Annotated in this window: 21 protein-coding genes and 1 tRNA gene; 10 read left to right on the top strand and 12 right to left on the bottom strand. The window is 67.4% G+C overall.

Translation table 11 applies throughout. The features are described from left to right. Positions 1 to 16 precede the first annotated feature (16 nt). The 7 genes from arsH to L8F96_RS11785 form a co-directional block, all read right to left on the bottom strand. Positions 17 to 763, bottom strand: a complete 747-nt coding sequence (gene arsH, locus L8F96_RS11815) for an arsenical resistance protein ArsH (RefSeq protein ID WP_125944770.1) — start codon at positions 761 to 763, stop codon at positions 17 to 19. After that, positions 760 to 1,200, bottom strand: coding sequence for an arsenic resistance N-acetyltransferase ArsN2 (arsN2, locus tag L8F96_RS11810; RefSeq protein WP_241212524.1), 441 nt, complete (start codon positions 1,198 to 1,200; stop codon positions 760 to 762). Before arsN2 ends, arsH begins: the two co-directional genes overlap by 4 nt. Then, positions 1,197 to 2,225, bottom strand: a complete 1,029-nt coding sequence (arsB, locus tag L8F96_RS11805) for an ACR3 family arsenite efflux transporter (RefSeq protein WP_125944769.1) — start codon at positions 2,223 to 2,225, stop codon at positions 1,197 to 1,199. Before arsB ends, arsN2 begins: the two co-directional genes overlap by 4 nt. Beyond that, positions 2,225 to 2,653 carry an arsenate reductase (glutaredoxin) gene (arsC, locus tag L8F96_RS11800; RefSeq protein ID WP_296220280.1) on the bottom strand — a complete coding sequence of 143 codons (429 nt, stop codon included), beginning with the start codon at positions 2,651 to 2,653 and terminating at the stop codon, positions 2,225 to 2,227. Before arsC ends, arsB begins: the two co-directional genes overlap by 1 nt. Before the next feature lie 13 nt (positions 2,654 to 2,666). After that, complete coding sequence (locus tag L8F96_RS11795; RefSeq protein ID WP_125944767.1) at positions 2,667 to 2,996, bottom strand: ArsR/SmtB family transcription factor; 330 nt, start codon at positions 2,994 to 2,996, stop codon at positions 2,667 to 2,669. Positions 2,997 to 3,101: 105 nt separating this feature from the next. Next, complete coding sequence (locus L8F96_RS11790) at positions 3,102 to 3,953, bottom strand: ImmA/IrrE family metallo-endopeptidase (protein WP_334656089.1); 852 nt, start codon at positions 3,951 to 3,953, stop codon at positions 3,102 to 3,104. Beyond that, the gene (locus L8F96_RS11785) at positions 3,953 to 4,273 is read right to left on the bottom strand and encodes a helix-turn-helix domain-containing protein (protein ID WP_125944765.1); all 321 of its coding nucleotides are present in this window, start codon (positions 4,271 to 4,273) and stop codon (positions 3,953 to 3,955) included. Before L8F96_RS11785 ends, L8F96_RS11790 begins: the two co-directional genes overlap by 1 nt. Before the next feature lie 108 nt (positions 4,274 to 4,381). Here L8F96_RS11785 and L8F96_RS11780 point away from each other — a divergent pair, with 108 nt between their 5' ends. The 3 genes from L8F96_RS11780 to L8F96_RS11770 all read left to right on the top strand — a co-directional run bounded on the left by L8F96_RS11780 (position 4,382) and on the right by L8F96_RS11770 (position 7,189). Next, positions 4,382 to 5,416 carry a CBASS cGAMP-activated phospholipase gene (locus tag L8F96_RS11780; protein ID WP_296220289.1) on the top strand — a complete coding sequence of 345 codons (1,035 nt, stop codon included), beginning with the start codon at positions 4,382 to 4,384 and terminating at the stop codon, positions 5,414 to 5,416. Position 5,417: 1 nt separating this feature from the next. Next, complete coding sequence (locus tag L8F96_RS11775; protein WP_125944763.1) at positions 5,418 to 6,569, top strand: nucleotidyltransferase domain-containing protein; 1,152 nt, start codon at positions 5,418 to 5,420, stop codon at positions 6,567 to 6,569. A 104-nt stretch (positions 6,570 to 6,673) separates the two neighbouring features. Continuing rightward, on the top strand, positions 6,674 to 7,189 hold the full coding sequence (locus L8F96_RS11770) for a type II CBASS E2 protein (RefSeq protein ID WP_296220293.1): 516 nt from the start codon (positions 6,674 to 6,676) through the stop codon (positions 7,187 to 7,189). A gap of 60 nt (positions 7,190 to 7,249) precedes the next feature. Here the strand turns inward: L8F96_RS11770 and L8F96_RS11765 are convergent, their stop codons facing one another. Next, complete coding sequence (locus L8F96_RS11765; protein ID WP_241212523.1) at positions 7,250 to 7,597, bottom strand: ArsR/SmtB family transcription factor; 348 nt, start codon at positions 7,595 to 7,597, stop codon at positions 7,250 to 7,252. Between the two features lie 234 nt (positions 7,598 to 7,831). Here L8F96_RS11765 and L8F96_RS11760 point away from each other — a divergent pair, with 234 nt between their 5' ends. The 6 genes from L8F96_RS11760 to L8F96_RS11735 are packed head-to-tail and all read left to right on the top strand — an operon-like array spanning position 7,832 to position 12,933. Continuing rightward, positions 7,832 to 8,569 (top strand): hypothetical protein, encoded by a 738-nt coding sequence (locus L8F96_RS11760; RefSeq protein WP_334656088.1) that lies wholly within the window; start codon positions 7,832 to 7,834, stop codon positions 8,567 to 8,569. Between the two features lie 53 nt (positions 8,570 to 8,622). Next, on the top strand, positions 8,623 to 9,504 hold the full coding sequence (locus L8F96_RS11755) for a 3'-5' exonuclease (RefSeq protein WP_334656087.1): 882 nt from the start codon (positions 8,623 to 8,625) through the stop codon (positions 9,502 to 9,504). Further along, positions 9,501 to 10,193 carry a hypothetical protein gene (locus L8F96_RS11750; protein WP_334656086.1) on the top strand — a complete coding sequence of 231 codons (693 nt, stop codon included), beginning with the start codon at positions 9,501 to 9,503 and terminating at the stop codon, positions 10,191 to 10,193. The genes L8F96_RS11755 and L8F96_RS11750 overlap by 4 nt, the downstream gene beginning before the upstream one ends. After that, entirely contained in the window at positions 10,190 to 11,080 is an 891-nt protein-coding gene (locus tag L8F96_RS11745) for a P-loop NTPase family protein (protein ID WP_334656085.1), read from the top strand. Before L8F96_RS11750 ends, L8F96_RS11745 begins: the two co-directional genes overlap by 4 nt. A 19-nt stretch (positions 11,081 to 11,099) precedes the next feature. Then, entirely contained in the window at positions 11,100 to 11,771 is a 672-nt protein-coding gene (locus L8F96_RS11740; RefSeq protein ID WP_334656084.1) for a multiubiquitin domain-containing protein, read from the top strand. Next, positions 11,713 to 12,933 (top strand): ThiF family adenylyltransferase, encoded by a 1,221-nt coding sequence (locus tag L8F96_RS11735; protein ID WP_334656083.1) that lies wholly within the window; start codon positions 11,713 to 11,715, stop codon positions 12,931 to 12,933. The genes L8F96_RS11740 and L8F96_RS11735 overlap by 59 nt, the downstream gene beginning before the upstream one ends. 126 nt (positions 12,934 to 13,059) lie before the next feature. Here L8F96_RS11735 and L8F96_RS11730 read toward each other — a convergent pair. Further along, positions 13,060 to 13,135 (bottom strand) — tRNA-Lys (locus tag L8F96_RS11730). Next, entirely contained in the window at positions 13,126 to 13,632 is a 507-nt protein-coding gene (gene folK, locus L8F96_RS11725) for a 2-amino-4-hydroxy-6-hydroxymethyldihydropteridine diphosphokinase (RefSeq protein WP_046411960.1), read from the bottom strand. Before folK ends, L8F96_RS11730 begins: the two co-directional genes overlap by 10 nt. Before the next feature lie 23 nt (positions 13,633 to 13,655). Between folK and L8F96_RS11720 the strand changes: the two genes are divergently transcribed. Beyond that, positions 13,656 to 14,315 (top strand): uracil-DNA glycosylase, encoded by a 660-nt coding sequence (locus L8F96_RS11720; protein WP_334656082.1) that lies wholly within the window; start codon positions 13,656 to 13,658, stop codon positions 14,313 to 14,315. Between the two features lie 26 nt (positions 14,316 to 14,341). Here L8F96_RS11720 and L8F96_RS11715 read toward each other — a convergent pair whose 3' ends face one another. Together L8F96_RS11715 and L8F96_RS11710 are read right to left on the bottom strand one after the other, a co-directional pair. Next, positions 14,342 to 14,851 carry a CinA family protein gene (locus L8F96_RS11715; RefSeq protein ID WP_046411398.1) on the bottom strand — a complete coding sequence of 170 codons (510 nt, stop codon included), beginning with the start codon at positions 14,849 to 14,851 and terminating at the stop codon, positions 14,342 to 14,344. A 106-nt stretch (positions 14,852 to 14,957) separates the two neighbouring features. Next, entirely contained in the window at positions 14,958 to 15,779 is an 822-nt protein-coding gene (locus L8F96_RS11710; protein WP_334656081.1) for a S1/P1 nuclease, read from the bottom strand. Positions 15,780 to 15,988 lie beyond the last annotated feature (209 nt).

Below are 15,988 nucleotides of genomic sequence, written 5' to 3'. Positions count from 1 at the left end.
CGTCCACCACGCTGGCCTAGGCCTTCCCCTTGATCGCGATGGCGGAAGGGTCTTCGGCTGCGGCCTTCTGGCCGGCCGCCTTGCGCTCCGAATACCTGTCGACGAGCTGGGCCGCGTGCGGCCGCATCAGCACCGTGATGCGGACCAGCTCCTCCATCACGTCGACGATGCGGTCGTAATAGCTGGACCGCTTCATGCGCCCGGCCTCGTCGAATTCCTTGTAGGCCATGGCGACCGACGACTGGTTGGGGATCGTGAACATCCGCATCCACCGGCCGAGCAGCCGCAGCGTGTTGACCGCGTTGAACGACTGCGATCCGCCAGACACCTGCATGACGGCGAGCGTGCGGCCCTGGGTCGGCCGCATGCCCTTCATCTCGAGCGGGAGATGGTCGATCTGCGCCTTCATGATGCCGGTCACCTGTCCGTGCCGCTCCGGGCTGCACCAGACCATGCCCTCGGACCACAGCGCGTGTTCGCGCAGCTCGTGGACGGCCGGATGATCGTCACCGGTTACCTGGTCGGGCAGCGGCAGGTCCGACGGATCGAAGACGCGGGTCTCGGCGCCGAACAGCTGGAGCAGCCGCGCAGCTTCCTCGGTCGCCAGGCGCGAGAACGACCGCTGACGGAGCGAGCCATACAGCAACAGGATGCGGGGCGGCGGTTTGTCGTCGCCGAGACCGGCAGCGGGCCGGTGGATCACGAAGTCGCGATCGAGCGCCGGCAGGACGTCCACGTCGTGCAGCTGGCGGAGGCGGCTCATGCGAGTTCCTTGACGAGATATGAGGCGCTCGCTGGGCAGAGCGACGAGAACTGGGCGGTGCCGGTGATTGCGGCCGGGGCCGTCGTGCGGTCGCCGTCGCGATAGCCGCGCCCGCGAAAGAACCCGGCGACGCTCGTAGTAAGCAGGTGCAGGCGCTCGACGCCTTCCCGGCGCGCTAGCGCCTCGGCATGAGCCATGAGAAGCCCACCATGTCCTTGGCGCTTGCGGCTCGGCAGCACCACCAGCGAGCGGAGCAGGCGATCCGGTCCATCGCCCTCGATGCCGATGAACCCGATCGGCCCGTTGTCGTCGGACAGCTCGAAGAAGGCGCGGCCTGGGTGGTCGAGGTCGTCGGTCGGAAGACCGGCGGCGTCCAGCGCCAGCTTCAGGATGTCGCGTGCACCGCCTGCCAGTGGGGCGAAGATCGTACGGTTCACGCCGGAGCGCCCTCATACCAGAAGCGCGTGCGCTTGACGATGGCGACGACGCTCAGCATGACGGGCACCTCGACCAGCACGCCGACCACCGTCGCCAGGGCTGCACCGGACTTGAGGCCGAACAGCGAGATCGCCGCCGCAACCGCGAGCTCGAAGAAGTTGGACGCGCCGATCAGCGCGGCCGGAGCGGCGACGCACCACGCCACGCCGAGCCGCCGGGACAGCCAGTATGCGATGCCTGCGTTGAGATAGACCTGTATGAGGATCGGCATGGCGATCAGCGCGATTATGAGGGGCTGCGCCACGATCTGCTCGCCCTGGAAGCCGAAGAGCAGCACCAGCGTGGCGAGCAGCGCCATGAGCGAGGCGGGGCCGAGCGCTGCCAGCAGCCTTTCTAGCGCCGGCTGGCCGCCGCCGGCGAGCAGGGCCCGGCGGATGCCCTGCGCGACGATCACCGGGACGACGATGTAGAGGGCGACCGACAGCAGGAGCGTGTCCCAGGGCACGGTTACCGAGGCGACGCCGAGCAGCAGCGCGACCAGCGGCGCGAACAGGAAGACCATCAGCACGTCGTTGAGCGCGACCTGGCTGAGCGTGTAGCTCGGCTCGCCGTCGCATAGGTTCGACCAGACGAACACCATGGCGGTGCAGGGCGCAGCGGCCAGCAGGATAAGGCCCGCTATGTAGGACTGGATCTCCCCCGCCGGCAGCAGCGGCGCGAATAGCCAGCCGAGGAACATCGTCCCGAGCGCGGCCATGGAGAAGGGCTTCACGGCCCAGTTGACGAATAGCGTGACGCCGACGCCCTTCCAGTGCTGCCGGACCGAGCCGAGCGCGGCGAAGTCGATCTTCAGCAGCATGGGGATGATCATCAGCCAGACGAGCGCCGCCACGACGAGGTTGACGCGCGCCACCTCGGCGGCAGCGATCGCGGCGAAGACCTTTGGGATCGCCTGTCCCAGCGCGATCCCCGCAATGATGCACAACGCCACCCAGAGCGACAGGTAGCGCTCGAACGTGCCCATCAGCGCACGCGCTGGCCGGAGGCGTCGACGACCTGTTCGCCGTCCTCCTTGGCGAAGGCGCCACGCTGCGGCCCGGGCAGGATGTCGAGCACGGACTCGGATGGACGGCACAGGCGCACGCCGAGCGGCGTCACGACCAGCGGCCGGTTGATCAAAACTGGGTTCGCCATCATCGCGTCGACGAGCGCCTCATCGCTCAAGGCTTCGTCGCCCAGACCGAGCTCACCGTATGACGTGCCCTTCTCGCGCAGCAGCTGCCTTGGGGTTAGACCTGCTCGCTCGATCAGCTGGATAAGCAGCGCCCGGGCGGGCGGCGTCTTGAGATACTCGACGACGTGCGGCTCGATGCCGGCGTTGCGGATCATCGCCAGCGTGTTGCGTGACGTCCCGCATTCGGGATTGTGGTAGATCACGATGTCGGTCGGCATGTATCGGCTCATGTCAGCAGCAGGAGAGTTCGGCCAGCAGCGGCTCGCACAGGTCCGCGCGGCCCTGGCAGCAATCCTTGGCGAGGAAGACCATCAGCGCGCGCAGCGTGTCGATCTCCGCTCGCTGGATCTGCTGCCGGCCGCGCTTCTCAGCCCGGACCAGTCCCGCCTTCGCCAAGACCGCGAGATGCGTCGAGAAGGTGCTCTGTGTCAGGGCCGTTGCCTCGACGAGCTCGCCCGTGGACAGTCCGTCGGGCTCGTGCCTCACCAGCAGGCGAAAGGCGGAGAGCCGCGTGGGATGTGCAAGCGCGGCAAGCGCCGCTAGAGCGATCTCATCGGTCATTCATCGGCAATAGCCGATGTGATCCTGATGATCAACATCCATCGGGTCTGACCGATCCTTCCGTCGCCCGATACGCTCTGGTGCTAATCCATCAGCGGATCGAATTCAGCGGAAACGGGCACGGTAGCTTTGCGCGAGATCGTCCTGCTCCTCGGCCTCCTCCTCGTCGTCCGCGTCGATGTGGAGCAGCACGGTCTGGAAGCCGTTAGCCTGGTCCAGAACCTGCATGCGCAGATCGGGTGCTCGACTGCGTTCCGGCCGGATCCAGTCCGAGGGATCGGCGCGGTCCCATGAACCACCGCCGAAGCGCGTCGACGATGATGTCGGCGCAACATCGCCTGCACGCAGGACGAGCGATGGAAACGAGCGGGAAGGACGCGCATACCGCACGCGCCCGTTGCGGACGAAGACGAACGCGCACGTCTCACCGGAAAGCTCCGCATAGCGGTTCGCTGCCGCCTCCAAGCTGACGTCGTAGGTCGTGGCGAGCGGGCGCAGATGGCCAACGTCGGGTGAACCCATGCCGTCCGTTTGCGCTGCAAACCAAGGCTTGGGCATCAGCAGGCCGGCCGCGAAGCGGTTCGCCTGCGCCTCCTCCTTCTGGTGGAGCGTCTCGCGTCCGCGCTCCATCAGATCCCTGGCCGTGCAGCGCTTGTCGCCCCGGTGGGCGGCGATCAGGAAGTGCCCTAGCTCGTGGGCGATCGTGAATCGGCGTCTGGGCGCGGCCATCCCGACGGCGGACAGGATGATGCCCTTCGTCTTCTCGAGGTCCGTCATCAGCGCGCCTACGAACCCGTCGACTTCCAAGTCGCGGAATTCGAGGATACCGACGCTGAGCGCGAACGTCTCGACATCCACTGGCGGCCTCCAGTCGCGATGGTGGTCAAGGATGACCGCGAGGAGGCGCTCGGGGGATCCGCAATCGGCGAGATCCATCAGCAGCGCCTCGTTGACCATCACCGGTCCTTGAGGCTCGCCGCGACGGTTCGGAGCGTCTCCCAATCCCGTGTCGACAGGTCACCGCCGAACTCGCGGAAGAACTGGAGAGCCGCCGGATCGCGTTCCTCGGCCTCGGCATCATCGGTCAGATAGGCGATGGTGACCGAGAAGTGCTCGGCGAGTTTTCGCACCAGCTCGATCCCGGGATTGCGGCTCTTGCCCGTCTCGAGCTCCCAGATGTGCGCCTTGGACACGCCAACTCCGTCGGCGACCTGCTGAAGCGATTGCCGGCTACGCGTGCGCAGCTCCTTCAGCTTCGTGGCAAGTGACAAGCTCATACCTCCCCGGCACCAACCGGCGCCGTCTGATGAATCTTACGCTACGTGCGCGCTGGTTTACAAGACGTTTCTCGTTCACTATATCTTACACCATGTAGGAAAGGGCTGATGATGGTCGACGAGTCGGACGCGGTGAAAAGGAGTGCAGCGGACCTTCCGCGGCGGATCCTCGCGATCGACGGCGGTGGCCTCAAGGGTGCGCTCCCTGCTGCCTTCCTCGCCGAGATGGAGCGCCTAACCGGCAAGCGCGTCGTCGATCAGTTCGACCTCATCGCCGGCACATCCACTGGCGGCATCATCGCGCTTGGACTTGGACTGGGACTCAGCGCGGCTGAGATTTGCCGCTTCTACGTGGAGCGGGGGCCGACGATCTTCGACCAGGCGCCACTGCGTGGACCGCTCGCAGGTCTGCGAGCGAAGTGGCGTGGCCTCCGGCGCACCGCGCGCCACGTCGGCACCGTCAAGTATGAAGCCGCGGAGCTGCGCAGGGCACTCGAGGAGGTGTTCGGCACCCGCCGGATCCGCGATAGCACGACGCGGCTGGTGATCCCCGCCTATGACTCCGCCCATGGCGGCCCTTACGTCTTCAAGACGGCGCATCACGAGCGCTTCCGAGTCGATCACGAGCGGCTCGCGGTCGATGCCGCACTCGCCACCGCCGCTGCACCTTCATTCCTTCCGGCGCACAGCTTTGAGGGTGCTTCGCACCTGCTCGACGGCGGCATCTGGGCAAACAACCCCATGGGTTCGGCGGCCATCGAGGCGGCCAGCATCCTGTGCTGGCAGATGGACCAGGTCCGTATGCTGTCGCTCGGCTGCACCGACACCCTCCATCCGGTCAAGGAGGTGGTCGGCATGAAGGATGTGAAGTGGCTGCTGGAGTTGATGTTCCAAGGGCAGGATCGGTTCAGTCAGGCGACGGCCAAGCTGCTGCTCGGCCATCCGCATACCAATCCGCACCTTCACCGCATCAACCCCATGGTCGAGCCCGGCTTCGTCTCGCTGGACGATGCATCCAAGGTCGAGACGTTGGTGCAGATGGGACGAGCCAGCGCTCGGGCGCAGCTGCCGATCCTCGAGAAATGCTTCTTTATCGGCACGCGGGAGCCGTTCGTCCCGTCCAACATCGACGAGAGGAACTGAGATGCTGCATTCGACGCCCGTCGACCGATACTATGACGATCTGCTCGCCGACGTGGCCCGGCGGATCCAACTCACGCCCACTGCCTACAAGGAGGCAGTGGGGCACTTCGACGCGGTCAGCCGCTATCTCGACGAGCACGAGAGCGGCTTCCCGGCCTACAGCCCTGTGATCTATCCGCAGGGTTCGTTCCGCATGGGATCGACGATCTCGGCCTATGACGATCGAGAGGATTACGACATCGACCTGCTCCTCGAGCTGGCGCTCGATCCGCAGTCGGATCCAGAGGCGGTGTTGCGCCTCGTCGCGCGGTCGCTTGAACAGGGCAAGGGTCGGCTGAAGTTCACCACCTGCGAGATCAAGAAGCGCTGCGTGACGCTCGGCTACGCCAACATGCACCTGGACGTGACGCCGGCGGTGCTGGTGCCGTTCAGGGATCCGCGTGTGATAACGATCTTCGATCGACACCCGCAGCGTCCCGACCATGCGCTGGCGAACCCGGAGGGCTTCGCCCGCTGGTTCGACGGGCGCGTGCGCCCGCGCAGCGTGATCGCTACCCGCGCCACCCGGGCTCAGGTGGTGCCGGTGCCGGAGCAGACCCCGGCCGAACACAAACCCGACCGGCTGCTCGCCATCCAGCTGCTCAAGCGCTTCCGCGACATCCGCTGCGATCGCGGGGGCTACGACCGCTGTCCGTCCGTGTTGCTGTCCTGCCTCGCCGCTCAGGCCCCGCAGGGCACCGGCCTCGTTACGGACCTGCGCTCTACCGCATTGCATGTCGCCCGCGAGGTATCGGTCGCGAACCTTCGGGTGGAGAACCCCGCGTGCCGCGACGACGTGCTGTCCGACCGTTGGCCGAGGAAGAGCGGATCCAACCATCGTTTCGCCGCCGACCTCGTCTTTCTAGCCGAGCGGCTCGACGAGCTTGCGCGTGCCGACGGCACTCAGGTGCGCAAGCTCGATATCCTAAAGGACCTGTTCGGCGAGAATGCGGCGCGCGGTGGCTTCCAGCAGGCACTGGACCGAGCCGCCGCGCAGAGCCGGTCGGGCCAGTTCGCCGCCGGAAAGACAGGTGCGGTGAGCTTCGCCGGGGCGGTTCCCGCCGGAAGCGTCGCGGCGCCGACGCATCGCTTCTACGGCGAACCCGCGCGGTGATCCGGAACCCGGGCGTTTGTTGGTCTGAGCCGCTTTACACGGCCGGCTCAACAAATTGGCGTCCGAGGTTCGCGGAAGTGCTGTCCGGGATGCAGGCGAAGGCGATGGCCGATAAGTTCCCAGGTTTGCGCCCGGTGCTCGATCTTCCCTGGGTGACGATCTGGGAGGGCGAGCTGCGTCCGGTTTCGGAGGCCTATTTCGTCCGAATAGTTGATCATCGCGGCGCCGACGATGGCCGGTTCGCGTTCGTCAGTCGGTGGCCCAGCGTTCGCGTATTGTCCCCCTTGTCGCGCCGCGATGAGGCGCCGCATGAGCCGGTGCCGCACCTCTATGGCGGCCACGACAATCCGCGTGGTGCCGAACTCTGCCTCTTCCATCCGCGGAGCCGCGACTGGAACGACTGGATGTTGCTGGCGGACTCGATCGTCCCCTGGGCGGCGGAATGGCTCTACTATTACGAGATGTGGCACGTCACCGGCGTATGGGGCGGCGACGAATGGCTTCACGAAGATCCTGCACCGCGGACGGCGAGCCCGGAACTGTCCGAAAACCAACCTGGCCGACATCGCAGAGTGGAGGCGCCCTTGCTCCGGAGCATGCCCTTTCTGCTTAACGCCTGAGCTTACGGCGGGTGGTCGCCGGCGGCTTTGATGCCTCGGTTGACCCAGCGATCATTGTCTCTAGCCGATCGACTTGTCGCCCAGGCGCGAACGGACCCGCTCCCCGCAGCAGCAGTCCATGCTGCTGGGATCGGGTTCGCTCACGTCGGCGCAGCCGAGGCAGCAGTCATGCATGAGGAACAATGCCAGATCGCGGATCGCGTCGGGTTCCGCCTTGTAGATGATGCTGCGCCCCTTCTTGGTCGATGAGATCAGGCCGGCGCGGGACAGGATGGTCAGGTGCACCGACATGGTGCTCGCCGGCGTGCCGATGCGTTCGGCAAGCTGGCCAGGGGATAAGCCGTCCGGCCGCGCGCGGGCGAGCTGGGTGAAGACCTCCAGACGGGTCGGCTGCGCGAGCGCGCTCATCACCTCGATCGCTTTCATCTTTTCCACCCCTCTAGAATAGTCGAAGCGACAGCCTCCGCAAGCCGTTCCGGCGTGGCCACACTCGTGAAACGAGCGTTAACCATCAAAATATATTTCGTTGTTCCTAGAAAGGTTGAAATAGGAAGCGACGGATCCATATCGTCGCCGTCCGGCCATCCGTCGCCAAGGCCGGGCGAGTGAGCGTCAGAACCACCGGCGACTGGGAGTAGGGCTATGAACGCCATCACTCTGGGCGCGGATCATGGCGCCATGCGGGTCGATTATCCGACCAGCGACATCGACTACCAGGATCCCCTGGATGCGGACGAGCCTAACGACGGCATCGTCGCCACCTCGCGGCGGGGGCTGACCCGTCTCGCTCTCGTCGCCGCCGAGGCGGGCGCCCGTTTCCAGCGTGAGGGGATCGCCCACGATCCCGTGGCCTGGATGCTCGCCCCGCGCCGGCTGTTCCGCGGAGCCGCGGCGATCGAGGCCTGTCTCGAGCGCGACGACTGCATGCGCGCGGTCCTGCTGCACGGGCTCTCCATCGGGCTGGACGCCGCGCCGGCTCGCATCGACGCCCTGCTCGCTGACAGCCCGGGCGACGACGACCTCGGCGGCCCGTGGCTCGGCGGGGAGCGTGGAGGGATCGCGAGCGGTCCGCCCGGTAGTCGCCGGCTGCGCCTCTACAGTGCGGTCGTCGTGATCGCCCGGGGCGGCGAGCTGCTCCACGCCTTCCACGCGTCGGTCGCGCCGTCGGCGGCCGTCGTTCGCGAGCGCATCCGCGCGCGGTTCGGCTCGGCGGCGGCGGGACAGGCCGAGATCCGGGTCGGCTTCGACCCAGACTGCCCCGCGACGATGGGCATGGTGCCGCCCGCCGTCGTCGACACGCTGATCGCCGCCGGCCGCCGGCGCCGCCCCGCCATGCTCGCCGGTCTCGACATCACGGTGGAGCAGCGCCTGCCGTCCTGATCCCGGGCGAGCGCACCAGACGACCGACACCACAATCGAATACGGAGGCAACCATGTCGTTCTCGAACGTCGGGTGCGAAGTCGCGCCCGCGGAAGGCGGCGATTCGTCCGTCCGCATCCTGCACAGGCTCGACGTGCAGGAGGGCCCGACCGGTGAGGGCGCAGGCAAGGGCCCGCATGTTGGGCTGGTGCTCGACGTCGAGACCACCGGCCTGGACTTCGAGCGCGACGCCATCATCGAGCTCGCCGCTCGCCGGTTCCGCTATGACGATGAGGGCGTCATCACCCACATCGACCGGCCCTACGAATGGACCGAGGATCCGGGCAAGCCGATTCCGCCGGAGATCGCCGCGCTCACGGGGCTGCGCGACGAGGACGTCGCCGGCCGGTTCATCGATGACGAGGCCGCGACGCGCCTGTTGCGGTCCGCGACCGTCGTGATCGCCCACCACAGCCGGTTCGACCGCCGCTGGGTCGAGCGGCGGCTGGACGGTGCGCAGGGTCTCGCATGGGCGTGCTCGATGGAGCAGATCGACTGGCGGGGGCGCGGCTTCGACGGGCGCAGCCTCGGCTTCCTCCTGTGTCAGGCGGGCTGGTTCCACGACGGCCACCGCGCGGGTGCCGACGTGGACGCCGTGATCCAGCTGCTGCGCCACCCGTTCGAGGACGGGCGGACGGCCTTGGCGGATCTGCTCGAGCGTTCGGCGAGGCCGAGCTGGGTGGTGCGGGCGGTCGGTGCCGACTTCTCGGTTAAGGATCTGCTGCGCTCGCGTGGTTATCGCTGGGACCCTGCGCGCAAGACCTGGTGGACGGAGGTCACGGACGACGAGCGCGTGCGCGAAGAGTTCTGGCTGGCGGCCAACGTCTATTCGTCCTCGGCGAGGGCGCTGGGCCCGACGTTCGAGGAGATCTCGCCCACGACGAGATTCCTGTGACCACCGCCGACCATCGCCGCGGCCACCGGGCCGCCGATCGCAGCCACGTGCTGACGGAGGCGCCCGATGCCGGCGAGGGCTGCTGGCCCGCACTCGACGCGGAGAGCGGCGCGGTGCTGCTCGTGCGCGCCGTGCCCGGCGAGGCGGGCAGGCGCGATGCCGTGTGGAGCGGCGAGGTCGGGCCCGAGCGGGCACGGTGCGTGTTCGACTGGATGGCCGCGCGGCCGGATCAGTGGGCACTTTGGGCGAGGTTGGCCTGCCTGTTCGGCGAGCACGCCGTCACGTCGGTCGTGATCGATGGTGCGGAACGCGACGCAGAGCAGGCCGCCATCGCGGAGGCGACGGCTCGCCTGAAGGCGGAGGAGCGTTGCAGGCTGCACGAGCGGGTCGAGCTGTTCGTGCTCGACCCGAAGAACAAGCGGCCCGGCCTGTCCCTGGAGAGCGGTGACGAGGACCAGCCGTTCTTCGTCATGCGCTTCTCCGAGAAGTGGGAGCGCGAGCGGGTGCTGGACTGGTTGCGCTGGCAGAAGCCCCGCTTCCGCGACTTCCGGGGCATCGTCGAGACCGAAGGGCCGGTCGCGCTCGAGCGCGTCATCATCGCCGGCATGCGCGAGACCGAAGCCGACGTGAAGCGCCGCGGCCTGGCCTCCGGCGGTCGCCGCCCGCTCCGGTTCTGGAGGGGGGAATGAACATGGTCGGCACGAATCACGATCCTGGGCGCGACCGTCCTCCGGCAATCGCCTCGAAAGTCTCGGCCGGTGCGTCCGCGGTGATCGCGGAGAGCTTCGCCGGGGAGCCGTCGCCACTGGGACTGAGCACGGCGCTCGAGCTGCGCGGCGGTTCGGGCCGAGACCGCGAGCGGCTCACGTTCGATCTCGGCTTCGGCTGGCAGGAGGAGTTGCGTGCGGCCGTCGGGTGCGGTCTCGCCCGCTTCGCCGGGACCGAGGGCGGTTGGTTCGCCCTCCCGCCGCTGCTGCTTCGCGGCCCCGCAGGCGTCGGGCGCACGCACGTGGCGCGGCGGATCGCCGACCTGGCGGGTCTGCCGCACGTCGGAGTGGCGGTGGGCGGTCCTCTGGGCATGGAGCAGCTGCGGCCGAGCGGCTGCGGACCGGATCTCGTGCTGCCGTCCGCTCCCGTGCTCGCAATGGCGGTCTCGCGATGCGCCAACCCGGTCGTCAGCGTCTACGGCGTCGAAGCGCTCGATGCCGCCGGCCAGGCCGAGCTCGCGCGCATGATCGATCCCGAGACCGCCGGCCGCTGGGTGGACTATGCGTGCGGTGCGACCGTCGACCTGCGGCACGTGAACTGGATGATCCAGGGTCAAGAGCCGGAGGCGCTGACCGCGCATCTCCTGCGTCTGCTCCGACCCGTGGAGCTTCGATTTCCCGTCGGCCGCGATGTGCCGCTGCATCTCGCCGAGATCCTGGCCGAGGCGGCCGTCGACCTCGGCGTGATCGACCGCGTCGGTCCGCGCGCCGAGGAAGGCATCGCTTACCTTGCGCGTCTGCAGGGCGCGAGCTCGACGGCCCGCACCTACGCCGCCGCGCGGCAGTGGCTCGAAACCCAACTCGGATGATCAAGAGAAGGAGAAGAAGATGAATCAGGATGAAGGATCCTCGATCGAGATCGACGGCAAGGTGGTTTCCGTCACCGCAGCCACCATCGCGATGAGCGAGGTGCTCGAGCAGTCGGGAATTGGTGGTGAGGGGATCGTCGTACGCATCGATGGCGGCCGCGCCGCTCACGTCGCGCAGGACTGGCACCTCGAGCTGGCGCCCGACGCCCGTCCAGCCTTCCGGACCTTCCGCGGCTCGACGGTTCATCATCTGCGTGTGGCAGGCCTGGTCTGGGACTGGGGCGGGCCTGCGATCACGGAGAGCGAGATCCGCGCGATCGGCGGCATCGGCGAGGACGTCGACCTTTATATGAACGGCGATCCCGAGCCGCTGCGCCGCGGGTCGGTCGTCGATCTCACCACGCCTTGGCCGCCGCAGATCGATGCGCGCGACGCGGTGCCGGAACGCTCGTCCGTGCCGGTGGTCATCAACGGGCGGCAGGTGCTGCTGGAACGCCCGGAGGTCACGTTCGAGGATCTCGTCGGCATGGCCTTTCCCGGGACCGACCTCGCCAGCGCCTCAAGTCGGGCGCTGACGGTCACCTACCGCCGCGGGCCGCCCGAGCGTCCCGAGGGCTCGCTGCTGTCGCAGGATGCGATCAAGGTCCGCCGCGGCGAGGTGTTCAATGTCAGCGCCACGAACAAGTCGTAGCCCGGACCTCAGGCGCCTTGTCGACGATGGCTACGACGTGGCCATCATCGCGGGCTTCCTGGTCGTGCGCGACGTTCCTTACGTCGATCGTCATCGGCGGGTTCGCCGAGGTCAGCTCGTGTCGCGCCTCGATCTCGCCGGTGACCGCACGGTCGCGCCACGCGACCATCAGGTCTGGTTCGTGGGGGCCCTTCCCTGCGACCGTCAGGGCCGCCCCCTCGTCAACATGGTTCATGCCCAGCATCAGCGACGCGATCTCGGCGGCGGCCTGGTCGTCGATCATTGGCTGTGCAGCAGGCCGATCGGGCGCGAGTTCGTCGACTATTACGAAAAGATGGTCACGTTCGTGGATCAGATATCGGCTCATGCGGCAGCGCTCGATCCCACCGCCACGGCCCGCACCGGCAGGATCGTAGCCGCCGGTGCCGGCGAATCGCCGTTCCACTATGTGGACACAGCCACCCCGCGCAGCGGGATCGGCAGGCTGTCCGAGCGCATTTCCGGTCAGACCGTCGGGATCGTGGGCCTGGGCGGCACCGGCGGCTATGTGCTCGACTTCGTCAGCAAGACGCCGGTCAGCCGCATCCACCTGTTCGACGACGACCAGTTCCTGCAACACAACGCCTTCAGGGCCCCCGGCGCTGTCGCGCTCGAAGAGTTCGCGGAGCGGCGCGCCAAGGTCGATCACTTCGATAGGATCTATTCGCGGCTTCATCGAGGCATCGTCCCCCATCGGATGAGGATGGGGCCCGCGACGCTGTCGCTGCTCGATCGGATGGACTTCGTCTTCCTCTGCCTGGACGAGCCGGCGATCAAGCGCCCCATGATCGAACGGCTGGAGGATCGCGGCGTCAGCTTCATCGACGTCGGCATGGGACTGCAGGCGGCGGATGGCGGACTGACCGGCATCGTGCGGGTGACCACGAGCACGCCGCCGATGCGGGATCATGTTTGGGACAGGCGCCGGATCCCCCTGGCCGCCGACCGGACCGCCGACCCTTACGAGACCAACATCCAGGTGGTCGAGCTGAACGCGCTGAACGCGGCGCTGGCCGTGATCAGGTGGAAGCGGCTCTACGGCTTCTACATGGACACCGAGGCCGAGCACTTCTCGACCTACGCGATCGACGGCAATCACATCATGAACGACGACCGCCCCTAGGCGGCGCCTGGCAGCTACGGCGGTGATCGCTGGAGCGTCGCGGCAGCACGCCTGGAATGGCCCGTGTCACTTAAAGCGCCGTTGTGACAATGTTATCGCGCCGCAGCGGCGGATCGAGGGGGATGCTGGTGGGTCCGCCGGGGCTCGAACCCGGGACCTCTCGATTAAAAGTCGCTTGCTCTACCGACTGAGCTACGGACCCGCACCAGCGCCGCTGCGCCTAGGCAGAGCGCGGCGGCTGGTCAACCGGGCATTGAGCTGTCGCATGGTCAAACCGCTGATCGGATCGCGCCAGCCGGGCACGATCCGCACCAGCGGGCCCAGAACGAAATCGCGGGTGCGAAGCGCGGCGTGCGGGATGATGAGGCCTGGTTCTGCCCAGCTGCCCCCGCTCCACAACAGGATGTCGAGATCGATCACCCGCGCGCCCCAGCGTTGTCCACGCCGGCGACCGAAGGCCCGCTCGATCGCCTTAAGGCGGCGGAGGAGGTCGCCGGGCGCGCAATCGCTCTCGATCACGGCGACCGTGTTGGCAAAGCGCCTGATCGAGGGGCCGAGCGGCGCAGTGACGATGATCGGGGCAAATACGACGAGGCGGCCGGGAAGCGCGGCCAGCGCGGCGGCAACCTCCGCGGTAGGGGAGCCATGTCGCCCGCGCCGGTTTGAGCCGATTCCCACGACATAGGTTGAGCGCGTCATGCCACTGCGCCTATCGGACGGCGATGGATCACGCACCCTCTGCCTTGCCAGCCACCGAACCGCCGCACGATTGCCCGCTGTGCCCACGCCTCGCCGCCTTCCGCGACGCGCTGCGCAGCGAATACCCGGGTTGGTGGAATGCGCCGGTGCCAGCGTTCGGCGACCCCGATGCGTGGCTGGTGATCGTCGGGTTGGCGCCGGGGAAGCATGGCGCGAACCGCACCGGTCGCCCCTTCACCGGCGATTATGCGGGCGAGTTGCTGTACGCAACGCTCGCCAAATACGGGTTGAGCGAAGGGACGTTCGAGGCGCGACTTGATGACGGCCTGCAGCTTCGCGGGGCGATGCTGGTCAATGCCGTCCGCTGCCTGCCGCCCGAGAACAAGCCGACGCCGGAGGAAATCCGCACCTGCCGCCCGTTCCTGGAAGCACCGATCGCCGCTTTGCCAAAGGCGAAGGTGTTCGTCGCGCTGGGGCAAATCGCGCATCAATCGACGGTGAAGGCGCTGGGCGGGCGGCTGCCGAAGGCGAAGTTCGGCCATCTGGCGGAACATCGCATGCCGGACGGACGGCTGCTGATCGATAGCTATCATTGCTCGCGCTACAACCAGAACACCGGACGCCTGACGGCACCGATGTTCGAGGCGGTGTTTGAACGCGCGCTGGCCTGCCGCGACGGCTGAGACTGGTAGCGGCGTCGCGGGCACCGTCAGACGGGCGTTGGGGCGGGTGCGGCCTTCAGCGTGTCAACGAGGAAGGTGAGGGCGGTCCGGGCAAACGCCTCCATGTTGGCGATGCGGTCGGGCGATCCGGTGTCGACCGTGATTGCCCGCGCGACGTCCGGCCCCACCACTGCGATGCAGCTGCGGCCCGTCGGCGCACCGCGTGGATGCTGATCGGGGCCGGCGGAGCCGGTTTCGGCGATGCCCCAGTTGGCACCGAAACGGTCGCGGATGCCTCGCGCCTGGAGAAGCGCATAGGCTTCGGTGACGGACTCCATGCCGGTCAGCGCTTCACGCGGCAGGCCGAGCAGGATGTCGCGCCCCTTCAGCGAATATATGACGCCCCCGCCGCGGCAGAAGCGCGTCGCGCCCGGTACCGTTAGCAGCCCTGCCAGGATCAACCCGCCGGTTGCACCATCAGCGACCGCAATCGTCTGGCGTCGCTGGGTCAGCAGCGTGGCTGCTTGTTGCGCGAGCGGGTGAAGGGCGTGGAGCATCGAAGAGCCTTCGTTGTTGGGGCGACACGACCCACCATCCGCGAGTGGGAGCGCAAGCGCAAACCTCGATTAACGTATGGCCCGCTCGGCGGCTGATCCGATGCAGCTATTCCGCGATCGTCGATGATGAATGCTGCGACTTGTCGGGGGCGCCCGGCGAGAACAGCCAGTTCAGGTAGCTTGCGATGCGTATGCCCGCTTGCTTGAGGCGGCCGTCGAGTGCCGAACGATGCTGGTAGGCGTACGACCAGGAGAGTTTGGGGTCCTGCGGGTAGATCTGCTCACGCAGCTTCACGCTTTCGGTCATCCAGGTGTCCGGGCGCGGATCGCTCCAGGCAATGACATCCTCTGGGGTGATCGCGCGCGAGAGGAAGCTCGCATATTCCGAGAAGGACAGCTGCTTCTGTTCGATCAGGCCAGAGTCCCAAAGCGAGTGCAGGTTGGTCGGTCGGTTGAAGAAGGCCACCGGCGTATCGTTGCCGCCGCGATCGTTACCGCGACCGACATGAAGCGGCTGATGCAGGTCGCCGATGATGTGAACGACAAAGCGCAGCGCGGTGCGCTTGTCCTCGATCGACGCCGCCGGATCCTGCAGCGTTGCGGTGAACGCGCCGAGCGCGGTAATCGCGTCGCCTTCGGGTGGCGCCATGCTCGCCTTGTAGGCGTCGCCATGGGCGACGGTGACATAGTGCCACGGGCTGGCCGTCTTCTGCCAGAACGGCGCGGGATCCGACTTCATGTCGTCCGGCCATGTCGCAGCCTCCGCCAGGGTTTCGGATCCAATCAGCAGTTGCACATTGGCCTTCGCCAGCCCGCTCAGATTCTGTTCGGCGATAGCGCCGGTGATGCGGTGGCCGTTGGCGCCCCAGGCGAGGGCGGGGAAGGCAGCCAGCAGCGCGCCGGCGGTAATCAGGATACGCGTAAACATCGCCGCGCGCATAGCGGCGCGAAGCTGAACGGCCGCTATCTGACGGGCGGCGGGATAACGCGGCGTCGATTATATTAGCGGCCGGGAAGCGCCCGGGATCGTGCCTGCTCGTCCCGGTGGATCAACGTTGGAAGGCTAGACCTGGTGCGCGCTTTTCAGATGAGCGGCTGGAGCGGGTGAAGGGAATCGAACCCTCGTCGTAAGCTTGG

The sequence above is a fragment of the Sphingomonas panaciterrae genome, assembly GCF_036890205.1.
In the GTDB taxonomy this organism is placed as follows: domain Bacteria; phylum Pseudomonadota; class Alphaproteobacteria; order Sphingomonadales; family Sphingomonadaceae; genus Sphingomonas; species Sphingomonas panaciterrae.
The sequence above is the reverse complement of the archived record's forward strand: the minus strand, read 5'-3'. Positions and strand labels throughout refer to the sequence as shown.

Coding starts and splice junctions, on each gene's coding strand:
- arsH (WP_125944770.1), bottom strand. CDS start 763: ATGAGCCGCCTCCGCCAGCTGCACGACGTGGACGTCCTGCCGGCGCTC.
- arsB (WP_125944769.1), bottom strand. CDS start 2,225: ATGGGCACGTTCGAGCGCTACCTGTCGCTCTGGGTGGCGTTGTGCATC.
- arsC (WP_296220280.1), bottom strand. CDS start 2,653: ATGCCGACCGACATCGTGATCTACCACAATCCCGAATGCGGGACGTCA.
- L8F96_RS11795 (WP_125944767.1), bottom strand. CDS start 2,996: ATGACCGATGAGATCGCTCTAGCGGCGCTTGCCGCGCTTGCACATCCC.
- L8F96_RS11790 (WP_334656089.1), bottom strand. CDS start 3,953: ATGGTCAACGAGGCGCTGCTGATGGATCTCGCCGATTGCGGATCCCCC.
- L8F96_RS11785 (WP_125944765.1), bottom strand. CDS start 4,273: ATGAGCTTGTCACTTGCCACGAAGCTGAAGGAGCTGCGCACGCGTAGC.
- L8F96_RS11780 (WP_296220289.1), top strand. CDS start 4,382: ATGATGGTCGACGAGTCGGACGCGGTGAAAAGGAGTGCAGCGGACCTT.
- L8F96_RS11775 (WP_125944763.1), top strand. CDS start 5,418: ATGCTGCATTCGACGCCCGTCGACCGATACTATGACGATCTGCTCGCC.
- L8F96_RS11770 (WP_296220293.1), top strand. CDS start 6,674: ATGGCCGATAAGTTCCCAGGTTTGCGCCCGGTGCTCGATCTTCCCTGG.
- L8F96_RS11765 (WP_241212523.1), bottom strand. CDS start 7,597: ATGAGCGCGCTCGCGCAGCCGACCCGTCTGGAGGTCTTCACCCAGCTC.
- L8F96_RS11760 (WP_334656088.1), top strand. CDS start 7,832: ATGAACGCCATCACTCTGGGCGCGGATCATGGCGCCATGCGGGTCGAT.
- L8F96_RS11755 (WP_334656087.1), top strand. CDS start 8,623: ATGTCGTTCTCGAACGTCGGGTGCGAAGTCGCGCCCGCGGAAGGCGGC.
- L8F96_RS11745 (WP_334656085.1), top strand. CDS start 10,190: ATGAACATGGTCGGCACGAATCACGATCCTGGGCGCGACCGTCCTCCG.
- L8F96_RS11740 (WP_334656084.1), top strand. CDS start 11,100: ATGAATCAGGATGAAGGATCCTCGATCGAGATCGACGGCAAGGTGGTT.
- L8F96_RS11735 (WP_334656083.1), top strand. CDS start 11,713: ATGCGATCAAGGTCCGCCGCGGCGAGGTGTTCAATGTCAGCGCCACGA.
- folK (WP_046411960.1), bottom strand. CDS start 13,632: ATGACGCGCTCAACCTATGTCGTGGGAATCGGCTCAAACCGGCGCGGG.
- L8F96_RS11720 (WP_334656082.1), top strand. CDS start 13,656: ATGGATCACGCACCCTCTGCCTTGCCAGCCACCGAACCGCCGCACGAT.
- L8F96_RS11715 (WP_046411398.1), bottom strand. CDS start 14,851: ATGCTCCACGCCCTTCACCCGCTCGCGCAACAAGCAGCCACGCTGCTG.
- L8F96_RS11710 (WP_334656081.1), bottom strand. CDS start 15,779: ATGTTTACGCGTATCCTGATTACCGCCGGCGCGCTGCTGGCTGCCTTC.